Source organism: Candidatus Polarisedimenticolaceae bacterium (genome assembly GCA_036275915.1).
Taxonomy (GTDB): domain Bacteria; phylum Acidobacteriota; class Polarisedimenticolia; order Polarisedimenticolales; family DASRJG01; genus DASRJG01.
Genome location: DASUCV010000017.1, coordinates 45,529 through 62,191 on the forward strand (window position 1 = coordinate 45,529; position 16,663 = coordinate 62,191).

A 16,663-nucleotide genomic window follows, 5' to 3' on the forward strand; every position below is an offset into this window, starting at 1 on the left:
GCCGAGAGTACCACCGGAGACGAAAAAGGCGCGGCCGGACGCCGCGCCTCGGTCGTCGCTCGCGAACGCGATCAGGCCTGGAAGCTGTGCCCGCAACCGCAGGTGCCGCTCGCGTTCGGATTCTCGATCTTGAAGCCGGATCCCTCGAGGCTCTCGACGTAGTCGATCTTGACCCCTTCGAGGTACATCCCCGACATCGCGTCCACGTAGACCTTGAGGCCGTCGAAGTCGATCACGTTATCGTTGGGCCGCTCCTGGTTCTCGAAGGTGAGCCCGTACTGGAACCCCGAGCACCCGCCGCCGTGGATCGCGACGCGCAGGCCGAAGCCGGTCTTGTTGTCGGAAGTCAGAAGCTCCTTGACCTTGCCGACGGCCCGTTCGCTCAGCTGAATCATCGTCGTCCCTCCGGGGGCGTCCGCTCCAGGGCGTCCCGACTTCAAGGTACGACAGCCCCCTCGAATCGTCAATTCAGACCGTAAAGAGTCCTCTTTCGGCCTGCTATGCTCGGAGGAGGCGGAAGGAGGGCGGCGTGCCGGCGCTTCAACGTATCCAGGTGCAGTTCCAGATTCCCTATAGCCGGCAGGCCCAGGACGACGAGCGCGTCCGGTCGTACCTGGCGAGGGGCTGGCGGATCGCCCAGCTCCAGCGTCTCTCCGATCACGAGGCCCTGATCACCTTCGAGTCGGACGGTCAGATCAGCCCGAGCTGACCGCCGACCTTCTTGAACGCGGCGAGCGCGAAGTCGAGATCGTCCTTCGTGTGGGCCGCCGAGATCTGGCACCGCACGCGCGCCTCGCCCTGCGGCACGACCGGATAGCCGAAGCCGGTCACGAAGACGCCCGCCTCGAGGAGCAGCTCGCTCGCGCGGATCGCCTTCGCCGTCTCGCCGAGGATGATCGGGACGATCGGCGTCTCGCCCGGCAGTGGCTTCAGACCCAACGCTTCGACCCCGGAGCGGAAGTAGCGCGCGTTCTCGTGGAGGCGCGTGATGCGCTCGGGCTGCGACTCGAGCGTGCGGACCGCGGCGAGCGCGCTCGCCGCGACGGTCGGTGGCAGCGCGTTCGAGAAGAGCTGGGGCCGGGAGCGCTGCACGAGGTAGTCGACGAGCGCTGCCGACCCGGCGGTGAACCCGCCGGCAGCACCCCCGAGCGCCTTCCCGAGCGTCGAAGTGACGACGCCGATCTCGCCCAAGAGACCGAAGTGCTCCGCCGTGCCCCGGCCGGTGCGGCCGAGCACCCCGGTGGCGTGGGAATCGTCGACCGCGACGACCGCGTCGTGGCGCCGCGCCAGCTCGACGATCTCGGGCAGTTTCGCGATGTCGCCCTCCATGCTGAAGACGCCGTCGGTGACGATGAAGCGGGTCCGCGCGGACGCCGACGCCTCGAGGAGCGATCTCAGCTCCCCCATGTCCGAGTGCTTGTAGACGCGACGCGCCGCCTTGCACTGCCGGACGCTGTCGATGATGCTCGCGTGGTTCAGGGCGTCCGAGATGACGACGTCCTGCTCGTCGAGGATCGCCGGCATCAGCCCTTCGTTCGCCGTCCAGCAGGAGACGTACGTGAGCGCGGCCTCGGTCCCGACGAAGCGGGCGAGCGCCTGCTCCAGCTCGCGATGGATCGTGAACGTGCCGCAGATGAACCGGACCGAGCCGGTGCCCGCCCCGTACCTGGCGAGCGCCTCCTGCCCCGCCTTCACGACCTCGGGCGCGTCGCAGAGGCCTGCGTAGTTGTTCGACGACAGGATGAGGACGCGGCCGCGCCCCTCCATCGTCGTCCATGCCGACTGCGGGCTGTCCAGGTAGTTGAGTCGCTTGTAGACCCCGGCCTTGCGGAACCCGTCGAGCTCGCCGGCGAGACGGGTGTCGAGGCCGCTCACGATTGGGTCCCGGGATCCGGCGCGGCAGGCCCGGCGCCGGGAAGGCCGAGGAACGCCGCTGCCTGCTGGAGCAGGAACTCGAAGTGACGCGGATCCATCGGATTCAAGCGGTACTCGTTGATGTACTTGACCTGCATCCCGAGCCATTCCTTCCAGCAGGCGGCGCAGACGTTCGCCAGGATCGTCTGCCCCATGGGACCGGGAAGGGGCGCCCTCGGAAGACCGGGTGCGTGGTTCTTGCAACGCGAGCACGTGACATCGGCCATGAGCGCTCTCCGGTGGCGAACTACGTTAGCAGGCCACGCTAGGATAGCGGCGGGAGAACCGATCATGGCGAACGAGAGCGAGATTCACATCAAGATCCCCGAGGACGTGCTGCGCGGCGTCTACGCGAACCAGATGGTCGTGCGTCACAGCCGCGAGGAGTTCGTGATCGACTTCGTCAACGTGTGCCCGCCCGAAGGGGTCGTGAACGCGCGCGTGATCGTGAGCCCCAGTCATCTCAAGAGGATGATCGCCGCCCTCGCCGAGAACCTCGGCCGCTACGAGGCGCGCTTCGGGACCTTGACGACGTCCGACGAGCCGCCGAGCCCCAAGTTCCAGAACTGAGCTAGGTCGTCCGCCGGAGCTCGCGGACGACGTGCCCGATCTCCGGGAGCACGAGACGGCTCAGGCCCAGAGCGACCGCGCGCGGCGAGCCCGGGAGCACGAAGACCGGCGTGCCGTTCACGATCCCCGCGCACGCGCGGCTCATCATCGCGGCGCTCCCGACTTCGTGGAACGAGAGCATGCGGAACAGCTCGCCGAACCCGTCGATCGTCCTCTCGAAGAGTCCTGCGACCGCCTCGACCGTCCTGTCGCGTCCGGAGAACCCGGTGCCCCCGCTCGACACCACCGCATCGCAGCCCGGATCGGACGACCACGAGGCGATCGTCCGCCGGACGTCGTCCGGTTCGTCGCGGACGATCGCCGTGGCGTAGACCCGATGCCCGGCTCCCGCGACGAGGTCACGCATCGCCGCTCCGGACACGTCGTCCGCCGCGGTGCGCGTATCGCTGACGGTGAGGAGGCCGAACGCGAGCGAGCCCTCGGCCCGATGCACGTGGTGGGTCATCGCGCGAGCGCGGCCCTCACGCGGCTCGCGATTCCCTCCGCGTCGAGACCGACCTCGGCGAGCAGTTCGCCGCGCGATCCGTGCGTCACGAAAGCGTCCGGCAGGCCGAGCGCGAGGATCGGCCCGAGCGCGCCTCCGTCCTCGAGAAGGGCCTCGGTGACGGCGTCGGCGAACCCGCCGCGGACGCTGTTCTCTTCGATCGTGACGAGGAGCGGCGACGACGCGCGGAAGCTGCGGAGGAGCGCACGGTCGACCGGCTTCACGAAGCGGCAGTTGACGAGGCCGGCGTCGATGCCGGCGACGGCGAGCGCCTCCCGGGCCGCCTTCGCGGTCTCGACCATGGCGCCGACGGCGAGGAGGCTGAGGTCGCGCCCTTCGGCGAGGACCTCCCACGAGCCGACCGTCAGAACGCGGGGGGCGCGGTCCGGCTCGAAGCCGGCCGGCACCGTGTCCCGCGGATAGCGGATCGCGAACGGTCCGGCCTCTTGGGACAGGCCCGTCCACAGCAGATCGCGCAGCTCGTTCCCGTCGCGCGGTGCGGCGACGACGAGCCCGGGGACGCAACGGAGGTAGCTCAGATCGAGGACGCCGTGATGCGTCGGGCCATCCGCGCCGACGAGGCCGGCGCGGTCGATCGCGAAGACGACCGGCACGTGCTGGAGCGCGACGTCGTGGACGATCTGATCGAACGCGCGCTGGAGGAACGTCGAGTAGATCGTGACGACCGGCCGGGCGCCCTCGCAGCCGAGACCGGCCGCGAAGCACACGCCGTGCGCCTCGGCGATGCCGACGTCGTAGAAGCGGTCGGGGAACCGCTCTTGGAACGCGCTCAAGCCGGTCCCGGTCGGCATCGCCGCGGTGATCGCGACCATGCGCGGAAAGGCGGCGGCGGCTTCGAGCATCGCCTTGCCGAAGACCGCGGTGTAGCCGGGCGAGGAACCTGCCCCGGCGGCGATCGCCTTACCGGTGACCTTGTCGAACGGTGAGACGCCGTGAAACCCCTCGTGGTCCGCTTCGGCGACCGGGAGTCCCTTCCCCTTCCGCGTCATGACGTGGAGCAGGACCGGGCCGCGCCGGTCGAGCACCTTCGGCAAGAGGTCGAGGAGCGCCGGGAGATCGTGACCGTCCACCGGCCCGATGTAGTTGAAGCCGAGCGCTTCGAACAGCCCGCCGGGCACGATCGCGGTCTTGATCGCCGATTCGAGGCGGGTGGCGAGATCCTTCGCACGCCCTCCGACGCGTGGGAGCTTCGAGACGGCGGCGAGACCGTCGTGGCGCCACTTCCGGAGGCGGGGATTCATCTGGATGCCGGTCAGATAGTGCGCCAGCGCGCCGACGTTCGGCGAGATCGACATCCCGTTGTCGTTCAAGACCACGAGGAGGTCGCGCCCCGAATGGCCGGCATTGTTGAGCGCCTCGTAGGCGAGGCCGCCGGTCATGGCGCCGTCGCCCATGACCGCGACGACCTTCCGCGTCTCCTTCGCGAGGTCGCGCGCGGCGGCGACGCCGAGCGCGGCGGAGATCGCCGTCGACGCGTGTCCCGCGCCGAAGGTGTCGAACGGGCTCTCCTCACGCTTGAGGAACCCCGAGATTCCGCCGTACTGCCGGATGCTCCAGAGCGCGTCCTTGCGCCCCGTCAACACCTTGTAGACGTAGGCCTGATGACCCGTATCCCAGACGATCCGGTCCCGTGGAAGATCGAGGACGCGCGCGAGCGCGACGGTCAGCTCGACAACGCCGAGGCTCGCGCCGAGATGCCCGCCCTTCTGCGAGACGACGTCGATGATGTAGTCGCGGATCTCACCGCAGAGCCGCTCGAGATCGGAGGGGGAGAGCGTGCGGAGATCGGCCGGGGCGCGAACGCGATCGAGCACGGACCCGCGAGACTCGGCCCGGGATTCCCTCCCGGCGAGATCGTCGAACCCGTCGCGAATCACATCGTCCATGCCGGGCTACTTTACAGCGCTTCCCGTCACGAGACTCCGGAGCACGGCGTCCACGCGCGCGTGGAGCGTGGCGAGGTCGTCGTCGTTGACGACGACGTGGTCCGCGAGGGCGAACGTCGCCCGGAGCTGCTGGCCCGCGGGGTTCGCGCTGTTCTCCTGCTGCTCACGGAGAACGAACTCGTCGAAGGTCGCGGGATCGCCGGGACGGGCGCGCCGCCGTGAGCGCTCGAATCGAACACGATCGGGTGCCGTGACGCCGAGGAGCGTGAAGCCGGGAACGCGGCGGAGCGCTTCGACCTCCCCCGGGTTCCGGATCGAGTCGACCACGTCCTTGCCGGCGAGCCGCGGGACGAGCCGCTCCGCGAGAACGGCCGCGCCGCCCTGCTCGCGAAGCATCGTGCCGATCCGGATCAGATGCTCGCGCTCCGGCGGGAGGCCTCGCGCCGCGGCTTCCTCACGCACGATGTCCGAGAGGGAGTGGGCGGCGAAGCCCAGCGACTCGAGGTAGGCGGACACCTCGCCTTTGCCCGCCGCGTTGGGGCCTGTGATCCCGAGAACGGAGATCATCGATCAGCGATTCGGAGGATCCTGCGAGGGCGGAGGCTCGTTGCCGCCGTCGTCGTTCGCGGGCGGCTCCGGCGGCGCACCGGCTTCTCCGGCGTTCGGAGGCGTCGGCGGGGGCGGGGCGTTCTGCTGTGCCGGCGGCGGCGTCGTGCGCGGCGACATCTGCGGGGCGTTCTTCCCGACGGGCCCGTGACCGCTCGGCGGATCGATCGTCGCGACGCCGCCCGGAGGGAGCGGGCGCATCGGATCGAGGTGCGGCCGCGCGACGATCGACATGTCGTCGTGCGGATTGCTTCGCACCGAGCTGATGCCCGTGCCGTAATTGTCGTTGGTCGGATAGCCGTCGGCCGCCTCGCCGAGCCTCATCCCCGCCTGGCCAGGCGCCAGCTGCTTCTGGACGCGGCCGGACGCGAACGGGCTCTGGGTCGCCGAGCTCGAGGGAGCACCCGAGCCGCCGCCCGCGATCGCTTGATTCGCGGGATAGTAGGTCGGGTTCCTGAAGACGTCCTGACCGGCGCTGACGATCTTGTTGACCATCGACAGCGGGAACGAGATCGTGTTGTTGTTGCCGAGATCCAGCTTCACCATGTCCTTCGTGACGACGTGGGATTGGACCGGCATCTCGGCGCCGTTGGTGAACTGAACGATCTCGTCGGCGCGGATCGTCGTGACTCCGATCAGGCCGAGGCCGAGGGCGAAGACGGACAAGCCAGCGATCTTCGTGTTACGCACCCGATCCTCCCGCCGCGACAGCATGCGACTGAGGTCCTCAGTTTACCGTGAGGGAGGGGGGCGGACAACCACTGCGCCGGCCGCGGTGCGGATCGGGAAGCCGCGCCCGAAGGGGGTTTGCGCGCCGTTCCGCGCCGCCCTATCATGCCGGGCCATGCTGAAGCACCCCACCGTTCCCGTCTTTTTTCTCGGACTCGCTCTGGCGCTCGCCCCAGGCTCCCCCGCCCCCCGTGCCGCCGAAGAGGCGGACGGGCCGCCCGTCAAGATCGCGGTCAGCGTCAGCCCCACCGCCGTCACCGCGGGCGGTGACGCGAAGGCGACTTTCCAGCTCACCCCGAACCCGGGGATCAAGCTCAACAAGTACCCGAAGATCAAGATCCGGATCCCGGAGTCGGCGGGCCTCGTCTCCGCGGCGGAAGCCTCCATCGGGAACCCGGCACCACCTGCGGCCGACAACCTCGACGCGAACTACTACCACGGCGCCGTCGATCCTCTCGCCGTCACGGTGCACCTCGATGCGGCCGCAGCGAAGGGAAAGCACGACCTGCAGGGAGAGCTGCGCTACTTCTACTGCGTCGCCGCGTCGGGCTACTGCGCGCCGGCGAAGGTCGCGGTGACGATCCCGGTCACGGTCCGCTGACGGTCAGCCCCCGGGCCGACGCCCTCACGCTCAGGATCGTCGCACCGGTCGCGGCGATGGCGCGGGCGACCTTCGCCTCGGTCCCCTCGGCCGCGACGGCCACCATGCATCCGCCGCCTCCGGCGCCGCACACCTTCGCACCGATCGCGCCCGCCCGCCGCGCCGCGCGGTCGGCCGCGCGGAGGAGGGGGGTCGCCACCGAGGGCGCCAGGCTGTAACGGAGGCGCCCTTCCTCCCCGAGCCGACGTCCGGCCGCGTCGACGTCCCCGGCGCGGAGCGCCTCGGCCATCGAGCGCGCGATCGTCGCGATCGCCTCCATCCGCCGCACCGTCGCGGCCTCGCGCTCGACGTAGCGCCGGAACATGTCCCAGTTGCTCACCCCGGAGCCGCGGGGCTGTCCGGTGTACGCGAGCACCAGACGCGACTCGAGCGCGCGCACGCCGGGGAGCGCCTCGCGCGAGACGCCGTCCGCCCGGTGGTGGTAGGCGGCCAGCCCGCCCCAGATCGCGGCGAGATAGTCCTGGCGTCCGGTCGGGACGCGGATCTCGCGCGTCTCGAGGTTCATGACACGCTCGAGGAGCGCCGCGCGGCCGAGCCTTTCACCCGTCGCCGCCGCGAGCGCCGCCCCCACCGCGATGCCCAGCGTCGACGAGCCGCCGAGACCGGCTCCGGCGGGAGCCTCCGCCCGGCAGGTCAACGTGAGCGCGGTCTCAGGCGCGAACGCGTCGACGAGACGGAAGAGCCACGAGAGCGGGCCGCGGAACGCGGCCGGGCCGAGCGGGAGCGACCGCACCTCGCGGCGCTTCCTGTCGGCGCTCACGATCTCGACAGACCGGTCGCGGCGTGGAGCGACGGCGGCATGCGCGCGCAGGGCGATCGCGACGTTGACCGTGACGGCGTCCTCGACCATCTGGGAGATCGGCCAGATGTCGAGCGTTCCACCGGCGAGATCGATGCGCGTCGGCGCGGACGCGGTGCTGGCCCGGAGCTTCATGGCGAGGCCGCGCATCCTACACCGGACCGGGCTCCTATAATCCACGCCGCGTGAGACCGACCCAGAAGCTCCTGTTGGCGCTCCTCGCCGCCGCCGCTGCCGCCGTCGTCTGGCTGACGCTCCGCAGCCGCCAGCCGCCGCTCCTTCCCGCCGACGCGACCCACGCGACCTGGGAGAGCGCGGCGGCGTGCGATGCGTGCCACGGTCCGTCGGCCGCGGTGCCGCGGTCGGCAAAGCACCCCCTCGGCTTCGACTGCCTGCGCTGCCACGGATCGCGCTAGGCCCGCTCCCACGGATCGACCGGCGTTCCGAGGACGGCGAGCAGCTCGGCGACCACCATCGCGGTCGCACCCCAGAGCTTCTCGCCGTCGATCTCGAAGTACGGGATGTCGATGCGCGTGCCGTCGCGGTCGACCGTCTCATGCTTCAAGAGCGCCCCGCCGGCGAGAGCCTCCACCTCGATCTCGACGATCCGCCGCACCTCGCGCTCGCACGGGCGGACGAGAGGAGGCCGCGCGGCGGTCGCCGTGACCGGATGGAGCACGTAACCGCTGACCGGGATGTGCAGCGCGGTGAGGTGGAGCCGCGGCTCGGCGACTCCGGGCGCGAGGCCGATCTCCTCCGCCGCCTCTCGAAGCGCCGCATCCTCGACCGTCTCCTTGGGCTCGATCGCGCCACCCGGAAACGCCACCTGTCCACCGTGCCGTGCCAGATGCGTGCCGCGCACCGTGAGCAGCAGGACCGACCGCCCATCGCGCGGGTAGAGCAGCACCAGCGCCGCCGCAGGGCGCGCCGAAGAGGGAACGTGTCCGGGGATCCAGAGCCGCCGCGGGCGCGGCGCCATCGCCGCCTGAGCGTCCGAGCCGGGAAGCGGCCGGCCGCGGGCGGCGTCCAGGACCGCATCGAGCCGGTCGAAACGCATCGAAGCACGATAGCGAACCGCTGCGAGTTGCGGTAGAACCCTGGCGGTGCTCGCCGCCATCCTGCTCGCCGCCGCATCCCACGTCACCGTGGCCACGAGCCGCGGCGACCAGTCGCTCGCAGTGTATGCCCCGGCGGACGGTGCGCCGAAGCGCGCCGGGCGGCTCGTCGTCGTGCTCTCCGGCGAGGGTGGCTGGCGCGCGTTCGACGTCCAGCTCGCGGAGTGGCTCGCGGCGGACGGGTACTGGGTCGGCGGCATCGATTGCCTTCACTACTTCATGTCGGCGCAAGACGACCGTGCGGTCCTCGCCAAAGACGTCGCCCGCTTCGCCGACGCGCTCGTCGCGGCCGCCGGCGCGCCGGAGAAACCGAAGATCGCGCTCGCCGGATACTCGTTCGGCGCGGACCTGGCTCCCTGGATCGCCGGTGCTCCCGGCGCCGATCCGAGAATCGGCGCGCTCGTCATGATCGGGCCCGACAAGACCGGCAGCCTGGAGTTCCGGCTCTCGGAGCTCCTCGGCCTGTCGTCGTCGAAGAACCACGTCTTCGACACGGCGGGCGCGCTCGCGGACGCATCGTCGGTTCCGGTCCTCTTCGTCCACGGCGGCTCGGACGACGAATCCGACGCACCCGAGCTCGCGGCGGGCTTCAAGGGCGTCAAGGAGCTCGTCGTCGTCCCGAAGGCCACTCACCACTTCAGCGGACACGAGGCCGAGCTGAAGCAGGCGGTCCTCGACGGCCTGAAGCGGCTCCTGGCGCGATGACGTCGACCGTCGAGGCGGCCCCACGGGCTCGAGGCGCCCTCGCGCGCCTGCTCCCCGCCGCGCGCGCCGCGTGGCCGTGGATCCTCCTCGCGGCGGTCGCGATCGTCGGGTGGAAGGAGCTGCGGCAGGTCGATCTCGTCCAGGTCCGTACGCTGCTCCGCGCGACCGACGCCACGCGAATCTTCGTCATCTTGCTCGCGACCGCGGCGAACTTGGCGCTCGCGGGCGCGTACGACGTGATCGCGCTCGGCCCGCCCGAGCGATCACCCGCGCTCTCGCGGCGATTCTCGGTCGGCGTCGTGGCGTTCGCGTGGAGCAACTTCCTCACGATCGGTCCCCTGGCCGGTCCGGCTCTCCGTGTCTGGCTCTATGGATCGATGGGCGTGGCCCTGGACCGGGGGAGGCGTGCGCTCGTCATCGTTTTCGCGGCGTTCACCTGCGGCCTCCTCGCCTGGTGCGCTGCGGTCGCGCTCCCGCTGCCCGGCGCGCTCGACGCCCCGGCGGTGCGGACGTTCCTCGCGGCGGGACTCTGCATCGCGCTGGCGCTCGCCGCGGCGCGGCTCCCGGCGCTCTGGCCGGGCGAGCTCCAGAGAACGCGGCGGCTGGGGGCGCTCGGTCTCGCCGCCGTCGCCTTCGCGGATTGGCTCCTCGCATGGCTCGTCTTCCACGCGGCGATCAAGACCCAGGTGCCGTCGATCGGAGCGGCCGCCTCACTCCCCACCTTCTTCTTCGGACAGCTCGTCGGTCTCGCGAGCCTCGTCCCCGGCGGGCTCGGATCTGCGGACCTGTTCTGGGGTGCGCGCCTCTCGGCGATGGCGGGGAGCCACGACCAGATCGCGGCGGCGCTCGTCCTCTACCGCTCGGTCTATTACGTCCTGCCGTTCCTCTTCGCGAGCCTCGTCCTCGCGGGGCGTCTGGTCTCGGCGGGACGGCGCACGGCGGCGATCGTGAGGACCGGCCTCGCCTCGTATGCGTTCCTCTGCGGTGCGGTGCTCCTCGCCTCGGCCGCTTCCCCGTCGCTGGCCGACCGCTCCCGGTGGCTCCAGCAGACGGTGCCGCTGATCCTGGTCGAGATCTCGCACGGCACCTCGATCGCCCTCGGATTCCTCCTCATCGTCATGAGCCGCGGCCTCGCGCGCGGGTACCGCTCGAGCCATCGCATCTCGGTGGCCCTCTTCCTCGCCGCCGCGCTCACGACGTTTCTCAAAGGGCTAGACTACGAGGAAGCGATCCTGGCGCTCGCCGCGGTCGCGCTCCTCCTCATCTTCCGCGGCGTCTTCGAGCGCCAGGGCCGCTTGCACCCATCGCTCGAGTTCGTCGCGGGGGCGGGGCTCGCCGCGGTCCTCCTCTTCGGTGCCGTGGGACTGGGCTCCTACGACGCATGGCCCGACGTCCCGAGCGCGTTCTCACGATTCGCGTTCCTCGCGCACGAGGAGCGGTTCGTCCGCGGCCTCATCGTGCTCGGGGCCGTCGCGGCGATCGTGGCCCTGCGCCTCGGACAGCGTCCCCGCTCCCCCGACGTGCTCCCGCCGCCCGCCGCGATCGACGGCGCTCTGCAGACGATCGGCGTCCTGGGGCACGGCACCCCGCCGCTCCTCGTCGCGACCGGCGACAAAGCGATCTTCCGGTCGCCGGGCGGCGGTGACGGGTTCGTCCTCTACCGGACCGCCGGCCGGTTCCTCGTCGCCTGGTCCGATCCGGTATGCGGGGCGGGGCTCGAGCGCCGGCTCCTCTCCGATTTCACCGAGCACGCGGCCGATTGGGACCGCGAGGCGATCCTCTACCAGATCTCGCCGCAGCTCCTCCCGGCGGCGCACGATCTCGGTTACGTCTTCTTCAAGCTCGGCGAGGAGGCGATGATCGACCTCCGCGCGTTCGACCTCAAGGGGAACAAGGCGAAGGCCCAGCGTCATGCGATGAACGTCGTCGAGCGGGCGGGGGGGCGGTTCCGCGTGGTGAGCGGCGCCGAACTCCGCGACCTCCTCCCGGCGCTCCGCCGCGTGTCGGACACCTGGCTCGCGGGGAAGAAGACGACCGAGAAGGCGTTCTCGCTCGGTCGCTTCGACGAGACTTACCTGATGCGCTTTCCGTGCGCGGTCGTCGAGAGCGGCGACGGTCGCGTCGTCGCCTTCGCCAACGTGCTCGAAGGACCGATCAACGAGGAGATCTCCGTGGACATGATGCGTTACGACGGGACGGTCGACCCCGCGCTCGGCACCGGGATGGAGTACCTGCTCCTCTCCCTCATGCGGGACGCCAAGGCGCGCGGGTTCGGCCGTTTCAATCTCGGGATGGCGCCGCTCGCGACCGTCGGCGAGGCGCGCCGCGCACGGCCGATCGAACGGCTCGCGCGCCAGTTCTTCCTGCACGGCGAGGCCTGGTACAACTATCAGGGACTGCGCCGCTTCAAGGAACGCTTCCACCCGTCGTGGGAGCCGCGTTACATGGCGTACCGGCGCCCGTGGGATTGGCCGTTCGCCGTGGCCGCGACGACGCAGCTCATCTCGGGGCGGTGGAGCGCGTTCATCCCCGGGCGGGGGTCGCGCGGATGAAGGCGATCGCGCTCGGCTTGGCACTCCCGCTCCTGCTCGGCGCCGCCGCCGCCCATCCCGCGAAGCCGTCGAAGCCGCCGAAGCCGTCGCCCGCCCCGCCGGGCGTCACCGAGGAGACGCGCAAGCTCCCCGGCTTCGGTGACGTGAAGATCTACCATCCGAGCGATCTCGCGAAGGCGCGCGGGGTCGTCCTCTTCATCTCGGGTGACGGGGGCTGGAACCTCGGCGTCGTCGACATGGCGCGCCGGCTGGCCCCGCACGCGATCGTCGCGGGGCTCTCGATGCCGGCGTGGCAGAAGCGGGCGGAGCAGTCGCCCTCGTCGTGCTGGTACCCGGCGGGCGACCTCGAGGTGGCCGCCCAGGCGCTCGAGAAGTCCTACGCCCTCCCGCGCTACCTCCGGCCGATCCTCGTGGGCTACTCGTCGGGCGCGACGGTCGTCTACGGCGCGCTCGCGCAAGCGCCGCCGACGACCTTCCGAGGCGCGGTGAGCCTCGGCTTCTGTCCCGACCTCGAGGTCCGGCGCCCGTTTTGCGGGACGAAGACGTGGAAGCCCGGTTGGGACGAGAAGAAGCATCAGAGCTGGCTCGGAGAGACCGACGCGATGCCCGCGCGCGAGGGCGGAGGGACGAAGTGGATCGCCCTCCAGGGGTTGATCGACCAGGTCTGCGCGCCCGATCAGACGGTCGCCTTCGTCCACCGTGTCCCGAACTCCGAGATCGTCTCGCTCGAGAAGGTCGGTCATGGGTTCTCCGTCCCGGCCCGATGGGGAGGCGCCTTCGACCGTGCCGTCGAGGATCTGCTCGAGCCGGGGAGCGTCCTCGACCCGCAGCCTCACCTCGTGCATCGCGACGCCGCGTACCTCTCCCCCGACGATCTCGCGGCGAAGCTCGACACGCTCGACCTCCCGCTCGAGACGATCTGGCCCGCCTCGCCGCAGGCGGTCTTGATCTTCGTCTCGGGCGACGGAGGGTGGGCGGAGCTCGACGACACCGTGGCGCACGCGCTCGCCAGCCACGGCGTCGCCGTCATCGGATGGAACGCGCTCCGCTACTTCTGGCTCGAGAAGAAGCCCGAGACGTTCGCGGCCGCGCTCGTGAAGCTCGTCGACGCGCTTCCCGGCAACCTTCCCATCTTCGCGGGCGGCTACTCGTTCGGCGCCGAGACGGTCTCGGTCGTCCTCGCGGCGACGGAGAACACGTCGCTCGAGCGGATCACGGGCCTCGTGCTCCTGGCGCCGGGGACCTACGCCTCGTTCGAGATCAGCCCGCTCGACTGGTTCCGGAACGACGCGACGCCCACCGCGCATTCAGTCCCCAAGGCGCTCGCGGGCTCGGGCCGCCCGATCCTCTGCCTCGAGCCGAAGGGATCGAGCGACAGCGGCTGCGCGATCCCGGCGGAACCGGGGCTCGACCGCGTCGAGCTTCCCGGAGGCCACCACTTCGACCGCGACTACGAGGGCTTGGCCTCTCGCATCGCGACGTTCATCTCCGCGAACAGCCCGCGCTGAGCCTTTCGCGCGCCCGGCACGCGGAAGGCGCCGGTATCGAGACCTGGGCGGACACGATCGAACCCGTGCCGCCGCGCCGCGATCTCGAACCGCCGCGCGAGAAGATCGGCGTAGGCGCCTTGGCCGCGCATGCGCGCGCCGAACTTCGGATCGTAGAGCTTGCCGCCGCGCGTCTCCCGGATCCGGTCGAGGATCTTCGCCGCGCGCGACGGCTCGTGCTCGGCGAGCCAGCTCGAGAAGACCTCCTTCACCTCGTGCGGCAGGCGCACGAGGATGTAGTTTGCGTAGGACGCGCCGGCGTCCGCCGCGGCGTCCAGAATCGCTTCGAGCTCGTGGTCGTTCAACGCGGGGATCATCGGCGACGCCAGAACACCGGTCGGGACACCGGCCGCGGCGAGCGCCTTGACCGCTTCGAGACGCCGGTGCGGCGCCGAAGCCCGCGGCTCGAGGCGCCGCGCGAGGCCGGCGTCGAGCGTCGTGACCGAGAGGAAGACGCTCGCCCGCCGCTCGGCGGCCTCGGCGGCGATGAGGTCGAGATCGCGGAGAACGAGCGCCGACTTCGTCACGATGCTGAACGGGTTCCGGTGCGCCGCGAGGACCTCGAGGATCGCCCTCGTGATCTTCCGCTCGCGCTCGACCGGCTGGTACGGGTCGGTGTTCGTTCCGAGCGCGATCGGCGCGCAGACGTAGCCCGGCTTCGCGAGCTCGCGCGCGAGCAGGGCCGCCGCCTCGGGCTTGACGAAGATCTTCGTCTCGAAGTCGAGCCCGGGGGAGAGGTTCAAGTACGAGTGCGACGGACGCGCGAAGCAGTACGCGCACCCGTGCTCGCAGCCGCGGTACGGGTTGATCGAGACGTCGAACGGGACGTCGGGCGACTCGTTCCGCGTCAGGATGCGGCGCGCGGTATCGGTGAACGTCGTCGTCGCCGGGGACGGGGGCAGATCGGCCGGATCGAGATCGTCCCAGACCGGCTCGAGCGACCGGGGCTCGAACCGGCCGGCGGGATTCGCGACCGCGCCGCGTCCCTTCGGCGGTTCAGGCCCCGGCACCGACCTACCTCGAGAACGTGATCTTGAGCGTTTGCCACTCGCGCCCGCCGGTCGGCGTCGCGAATTCCTCGTAGGTCCAGTTGTTCGGATCGACGAACGCCGTCACGCTGCGGATCTTGAGCGGCTGGCGCGTCATCGGATCGACGATGTGCGCTCCCATCATGATCCGCTTGATGCGCTTGTCGTACGAGCCGTCGTAGTGGATGAACGACGTCCCCATGTTGTCGATCCACTCCCCGACGTACTTCTTCGCCATGTTGTCGTATCCGATCAGCATCATCCCTTCGAACGGCTGCCCCATGAGCGTCGCCTTGTGGACGACCTGCACGAAGCGGCCGCCCATGAGCGGCGTGCCCTCGGAGGTACCGTCGGTCTCTTCGGACGGGCGATTGGGATCGATGCGCGAGACGATGTGCGCTTTCCAACGGCCGAGGTAGTTCTCGAGGACCTTGTGCGCCTCGCCGGGCGTCGCCGCCTCCTTCCACTTCTCGTCGGGCGTCTGCGGCGTGGCCTCGGGCGCCGCGGGCGCCGGCTTCGTCTGCTTGGGCGGCGGGACCTTCCTCGGCGGCGCCGGGGTGCCCTGCGCCATCGCGATCGCTGTGGCGCCTCCGCACAGCAGCGCCGCTGCGAACACCCCGCCGATCGTCTTCCGCATTCCGCTCATCGTCCCTCCTCGTTCACGGTCATGGAGTCTAAGAGATAGCCCCTCGAGATGCAAAAGTAAAGCGAAAATCTAGTCACCGTACCAGTTCTTGTCCCACGCGTGGCCCTCGAGCTTCCGGAGGAGCTCGGCGCTGAGCACGCGGCCGTCCGAGACCGCCGCGTTCGCGCGAGCGTTGGCCGTACGGCGCATCCCCGGGATCACGGTCGACACTTCGGGGCGCGAAAGGATGAAGCGGAGCGCCAACTCGGGAAGCGAGCGCGCCTCGTCTCCCAGGAGGGGCTTCAATGCGTCCACACGATCCGCCGCCTGCCGGCGCCGGTCGTCGCGAAAGTAGCGGTGACGCCAGTCCCCTGCCGGAAAGACCGTGTCCGCGCGGATCGAGCCCGTGAGCGCGCCCTCGTCGAACGGCACGCGGACGACGATGCCGAGGTCGCGCTCGCGCGCCAAGGAGAACAGCGCTCGCTCCGGCGAACGATCGAAGATGTTGTAGATGACCTGGGCCGTCGCGAAGATCGGATCTCGAAGGGCCCGAAGCGCGGTCTCCGGGGCGTGATCGTTGATCGAGATCCCCCACTGCCGCACCTTCCCTTCACGCACCAGCTCTTCCATCGCCCGCCGCGTCTCCGGCCACGCCGGCTCTTCGAGCCACGCGTCGTGCCACACGTGGAACTGCTGCACGTCGAGTGCCTCGCGTCCGAGGTTGCGAAGCGAGGTCTCGCAGGATCGCCGCACGTAATCCGCGGGAAAGACATCCGCGATCTTCGACGATGCGCGCGCCGGCCACTCGCCGTTCTTCGGCGGGATCTTCGTCGCCACGGTGAGACCCGATCGCCCGGCGATCGTCCGCGCGATGAGGCGCTCGCTGTGACCGTCGCCGTAGGCCAGCGCCGTGTCGACGAAATCGACGCCGTGATCGATCGCGGCCTCGAGAGCGGCGGCGCCTTCCTCGTCGGGAACGCCTCGCCACATCGTCGCGCCGAGACCCCACGCGCCGAATCCGATCTCGGAGACCGTCAGCCCCGTCGCTCCCAGCGGGCGATGCTTCATGGCCCGCGATCCTAGAGACTTTCCCGACGGTCGTCGAGCCGCGTCGCCTTGCCCGGCCTCGCCGATTCTGCTAGAAATGGCCGGTCCTTTCCCGTCGATGCCGGTATAGCTCAGTCGGTAGAGCGGCTGATTCGTAATCAGCAGGTCCCCAGTTCAAGTCTGGGTGCCGGCTCCATGAAATCAAACACTTGTGCAGTTCGTGAAATCCTGCGACTAGGGAAAGCAACCTCGCAGTAACCCTGCGTCGTCGGGTAGTGAAGCCGTGTCCTCATGACTTGCGCTCCCGTCCGCAG

The 16,663-nt window shown here is 70.2% G+C and carries 19 protein-coding genes and 1 tRNA gene; 8 read left to right on the forward strand and 12 right to left on the reverse strand.

Going from position 1 to position 16,663, the window contains the following annotated elements; all coding sequences use genetic code 11:
- Window positions 1-71: 71 nt before the first annotated feature.
- Window positions 72-395, reverse strand: a complete 324-nt coding sequence (gene erpA / locus VFV19_13020; GenBank protein HEX4825222.1) for an iron-sulfur cluster insertion protein ErpA — start codon at window positions 393-395, stop codon at window positions 72-74.
- A gap of 134 nt (window positions 396-529) precedes the next feature.
- On the opposite strand from erpA, the gene VFV19_13025 reads away from it, so the two are divergent.
- A complete protein-coding gene (locus tag VFV19_13025) occupies window positions 530-709 on the forward strand; it encodes a hypothetical protein (protein ID HEX4825223.1) in 180 nt (59 codons plus the stop codon).
- On the opposite strand, the gene VFV19_13030 is transcribed toward VFV19_13025, so the two are convergent.
- Window positions 691-1,875 carry a glycine C-acetyltransferase gene (locus VFV19_13030; GenBank protein ID HEX4825224.1) on the reverse strand — a complete coding sequence of 395 codons (1,185 nt, stop codon included), beginning with the start codon at window positions 1,873-1,875 and terminating at the stop codon, window positions 691-693. The two genes, VFV19_13025 and VFV19_13030, sit on opposite strands and share 19 nt — an antisense overlap.
- Complete coding sequence (locus VFV19_13035; protein HEX4825225.1) at window positions 1,872-2,141, reverse strand: Fe(2+)-trafficking protein; 270 nt, start codon at window positions 2,139-2,141, stop codon at window positions 1,872-1,874. Before VFV19_13035 ends, VFV19_13030 begins: the two co-directional genes overlap by 4 nt.
- A 64-nt stretch (window positions 2,142-2,205) precedes the next feature.
- On the opposite strand from VFV19_13035, the gene VFV19_13040 reads away from it, so the two are divergent.
- On the forward strand, window positions 2,206-2,484 hold the full coding sequence (locus tag VFV19_13040; protein ID HEX4825226.1) for a DUF3467 domain-containing protein: 279 nt from the start codon (window positions 2,206-2,208) through the stop codon (window positions 2,482-2,484).
- A gap of 1 nt (window position 2,485) precedes the next feature.
- Here the strand turns inward: VFV19_13040 and VFV19_13045 are convergent, their stop codons facing one another.
- The 4 genes from VFV19_13045 to VFV19_13060 are packed head-to-tail and all read right to left on the reverse strand — an operon-like array spanning window position 2,486 to window position 6,231.
- A complete protein-coding gene (locus tag VFV19_13045) occupies window positions 2,486-2,989 on the reverse strand; it encodes a MogA/MoaB family molybdenum cofactor biosynthesis protein (protein HEX4825227.1) in 504 nt (167 codons plus the stop codon).
- Complete coding sequence (gene dxs / locus VFV19_13050) at window positions 2,986-4,935, reverse strand: 1-deoxy-D-xylulose-5-phosphate synthase (protein HEX4825228.1); 1,950 nt, start codon at window positions 4,933-4,935, stop codon at window positions 2,986-2,988. The genes VFV19_13045 and dxs overlap by 4 nt, the downstream gene beginning before the upstream one ends.
- A 6-nt stretch (window positions 4,936-4,941) precedes the next feature.
- Window positions 4,942-5,502: a hypothetical protein gene (locus VFV19_13055; GenBank protein HEX4825229.1), complete on the reverse strand. Its 561-nt coding sequence runs from the start codon at window positions 5,500-5,502 to the stop codon at window positions 4,942-4,944.
- 3 nt (window positions 5,503-5,505) lie between these two features.
- On the reverse strand, window positions 5,506-6,231 hold the full coding sequence (locus VFV19_13060) for a hypothetical protein (GenBank protein HEX4825230.1): 726 nt from the start codon (window positions 6,229-6,231) through the stop codon (window positions 5,506-5,508).
- 154 nt (window positions 6,232-6,385) lie between these two features.
- On the opposite strand from VFV19_13060, the gene VFV19_13065 reads away from it, so the two are divergent.
- Window positions 6,386-6,871 carry a hypothetical protein gene (locus tag VFV19_13065; protein HEX4825231.1) on the forward strand — a complete coding sequence of 162 codons (486 nt, stop codon included), beginning with the start codon at window positions 6,386-6,388 and terminating at the stop codon, window positions 6,869-6,871.
- Here the strand turns inward: VFV19_13065 and VFV19_13070 are convergent.
- A complete protein-coding gene (locus tag VFV19_13070; protein HEX4825232.1) occupies window positions 6,858-7,865 on the reverse strand; it encodes a hypothetical protein in 1,008 nt (335 codons plus the stop codon). The genes VFV19_13065 and VFV19_13070 overlap by 14 nt on opposite strands.
- Window positions 7,866-7,915: 50 nt before the next feature.
- Between VFV19_13070 and VFV19_13075 the strand changes: the two genes are divergently transcribed.
- Window positions 7,916-8,146: a hypothetical protein gene (locus VFV19_13075; protein HEX4825233.1), complete on the forward strand. Its 231-nt coding sequence runs from the start codon at window positions 7,916-7,918 to the stop codon at window positions 8,144-8,146.
- On the opposite strand, the gene VFV19_13080 is transcribed toward VFV19_13075, so the two are convergent.
- Complete coding sequence (locus VFV19_13080) at window positions 8,143-8,787, reverse strand: CoA pyrophosphatase (protein ID HEX4825234.1); 645 nt, start codon at window positions 8,785-8,787, stop codon at window positions 8,143-8,145. The genes VFV19_13075 and VFV19_13080 overlap by 4 nt on opposite strands.
- A gap of 46 nt (window positions 8,788-8,833) precedes the next feature.
- Here VFV19_13080 and VFV19_13085 point away from each other — a divergent pair, with 46 nt between their 5' ends.
- The 3 genes from VFV19_13085 to VFV19_13095 are packed head-to-tail and all read left to right on the forward strand — an operon-like array spanning window position 8,834 to window position 13,610.
- The gene (locus VFV19_13085) at window positions 8,834-9,550 is read left to right on the forward strand and encodes an AcvB/VirJ family lysyl-phosphatidylglycerol hydrolase (GenBank protein ID HEX4825235.1); all 717 of its coding nucleotides are present in this window, start codon (window positions 8,834-8,836) and stop codon (window positions 9,548-9,550) included.
- The gene (gene mprF, locus VFV19_13090; protein HEX4825236.1) at window positions 9,547-12,102 is read left to right on the forward strand and encodes a bifunctional lysylphosphatidylglycerol flippase/synthetase MprF; all 2,556 of its coding nucleotides are present in this window, start codon (window positions 9,547-9,549) and stop codon (window positions 12,100-12,102) included. The genes VFV19_13085 and mprF overlap by 4 nt, the downstream gene beginning before the upstream one ends.
- Entirely contained in the window at window positions 12,099-13,610 is a 1,512-nt protein-coding gene (locus VFV19_13095) for an AcvB/VirJ family lysyl-phosphatidylglycerol hydrolase (protein ID HEX4825237.1), read from the forward strand. Before mprF ends, VFV19_13095 begins: the two co-directional genes overlap by 4 nt.
- On the opposite strand, the gene VFV19_13100 is transcribed toward VFV19_13095, so the two are convergent.
- From VFV19_13100 to VFV19_13110, 3 genes are all read right to left on the reverse strand, one after another.
- On the reverse strand, window positions 13,553-14,659 hold the full coding sequence (locus VFV19_13100) for a PA0069 family radical SAM protein (GenBank protein ID HEX4825238.1): 1,107 nt from the start codon (window positions 14,657-14,659) through the stop codon (window positions 13,553-13,555). The two genes, VFV19_13095 and VFV19_13100, sit on opposite strands and share 58 nt — an antisense overlap.
- A gap of 4 nt (window positions 14,660-14,663) precedes the next feature.
- Window positions 14,664-15,323, reverse strand: coding sequence for a DUF1579 domain-containing protein (locus tag VFV19_13105; protein ID HEX4825239.1), 660 nt, complete (start codon window positions 15,321-15,323; stop codon window positions 14,664-14,666).
- A 69-nt stretch (window positions 15,324-15,392) separates the two neighbouring features.
- On the reverse strand, window positions 15,393-16,370 hold the full coding sequence (locus VFV19_13110) for an aldo/keto reductase (protein ID HEX4825240.1): 978 nt from the start codon (window positions 16,368-16,370) through the stop codon (window positions 15,393-15,395).
- Window positions 16,371-16,469: 99 nt separating this feature from the next.
- Here VFV19_13110 and VFV19_13115 point away from each other — a divergent pair.
- Window positions 16,470-16,545 (forward strand) — tRNA-Thr (locus VFV19_13115).
- The last annotated feature ends 118 nt before the right edge of the window (window positions 16,546-16,663 follow it).

What these genes read in the sequence shown, in the direction of transcription:
- VFV19_13040 (HEX4825226.1), top strand. Translation starts at nt 2,206, where the DNA reads ATGGCGAACGAGAGCGAGATTCACATCAAGATCCCCGAGGACGTGCTG.
- dxs (HEX4825228.1), bottom strand. Translation starts at nt 4,935, where the DNA reads ATGGACGATGTGATTCGCGACGGGTTCGACGATCTCGCCGGGAGGGAA.
- VFV19_13065 (HEX4825231.1), top strand. Translation starts at nt 6,386, where the DNA reads ATGCTGAAGCACCCCACCGTTCCCGTCTTTTTTCTCGGACTCGCTCTG.
- VFV19_13105 (HEX4825239.1), bottom strand. Translation starts at nt 15,323, where the DNA reads ATGAGCGGAATGCGGAAGACGATCGGCGGGGTGTTCGCAGCGGCGCTG.
- VFV19_13095 (HEX4825237.1), top strand. Translation starts at nt 12,099, where the DNA reads ATGAAGGCGATCGCGCTCGGCTTGGCACTCCCGCTCCTGCTCGGCGCC.
- VFV19_13110 (HEX4825240.1), bottom strand. Translation starts at nt 16,370, where the DNA reads ATGAAGCATCGCCCGCTGGGAGCGACGGGGCTGACGGTCTCCGAGATC.
- mprF (HEX4825236.1), top strand. Translation starts at nt 9,547, where the DNA reads ATGACGTCGACCGTCGAGGCGGCCCCACGGGCTCGAGGCGCCCTCGCG.
- VFV19_13035 (HEX4825225.1), bottom strand. Translation starts at nt 2,141, where the DNA reads ATGGCCGATGTCACGTGCTCGCGTTGCAAGAACCACGCACCCGGTCTT.
- VFV19_13080 (HEX4825234.1), bottom strand. Translation starts at nt 8,787, where the DNA reads ATGCGTTTCGACCGGCTCGATGCGGTCCTGGACGCCGCCCGCGGCCGG.
- VFV19_13070 (HEX4825232.1), bottom strand. Translation starts at nt 7,865, where the DNA reads ATGAAGCTCCGGGCCAGCACCGCGTCCGCGCCGACGCGCATCGATCTC.
- erpA (HEX4825222.1), bottom strand. Translation starts at nt 395, where the DNA reads ATGATTCAGCTGAGCGAACGGGCCGTCGGCAAGGTCAAGGAGCTTCTG.
- VFV19_13055 (HEX4825229.1), bottom strand. Translation starts at nt 5,502, where the DNA reads ATGATCTCCGTTCTCGGGATCACAGGCCCCAACGCGGCGGGCAAAGGC.
- VFV19_13045 (HEX4825227.1), bottom strand. Translation starts at nt 2,989, where the DNA reads ATGACCCACCACGTGCATCGGGCCGAGGGCTCGCTCGCGTTCGGCCTC.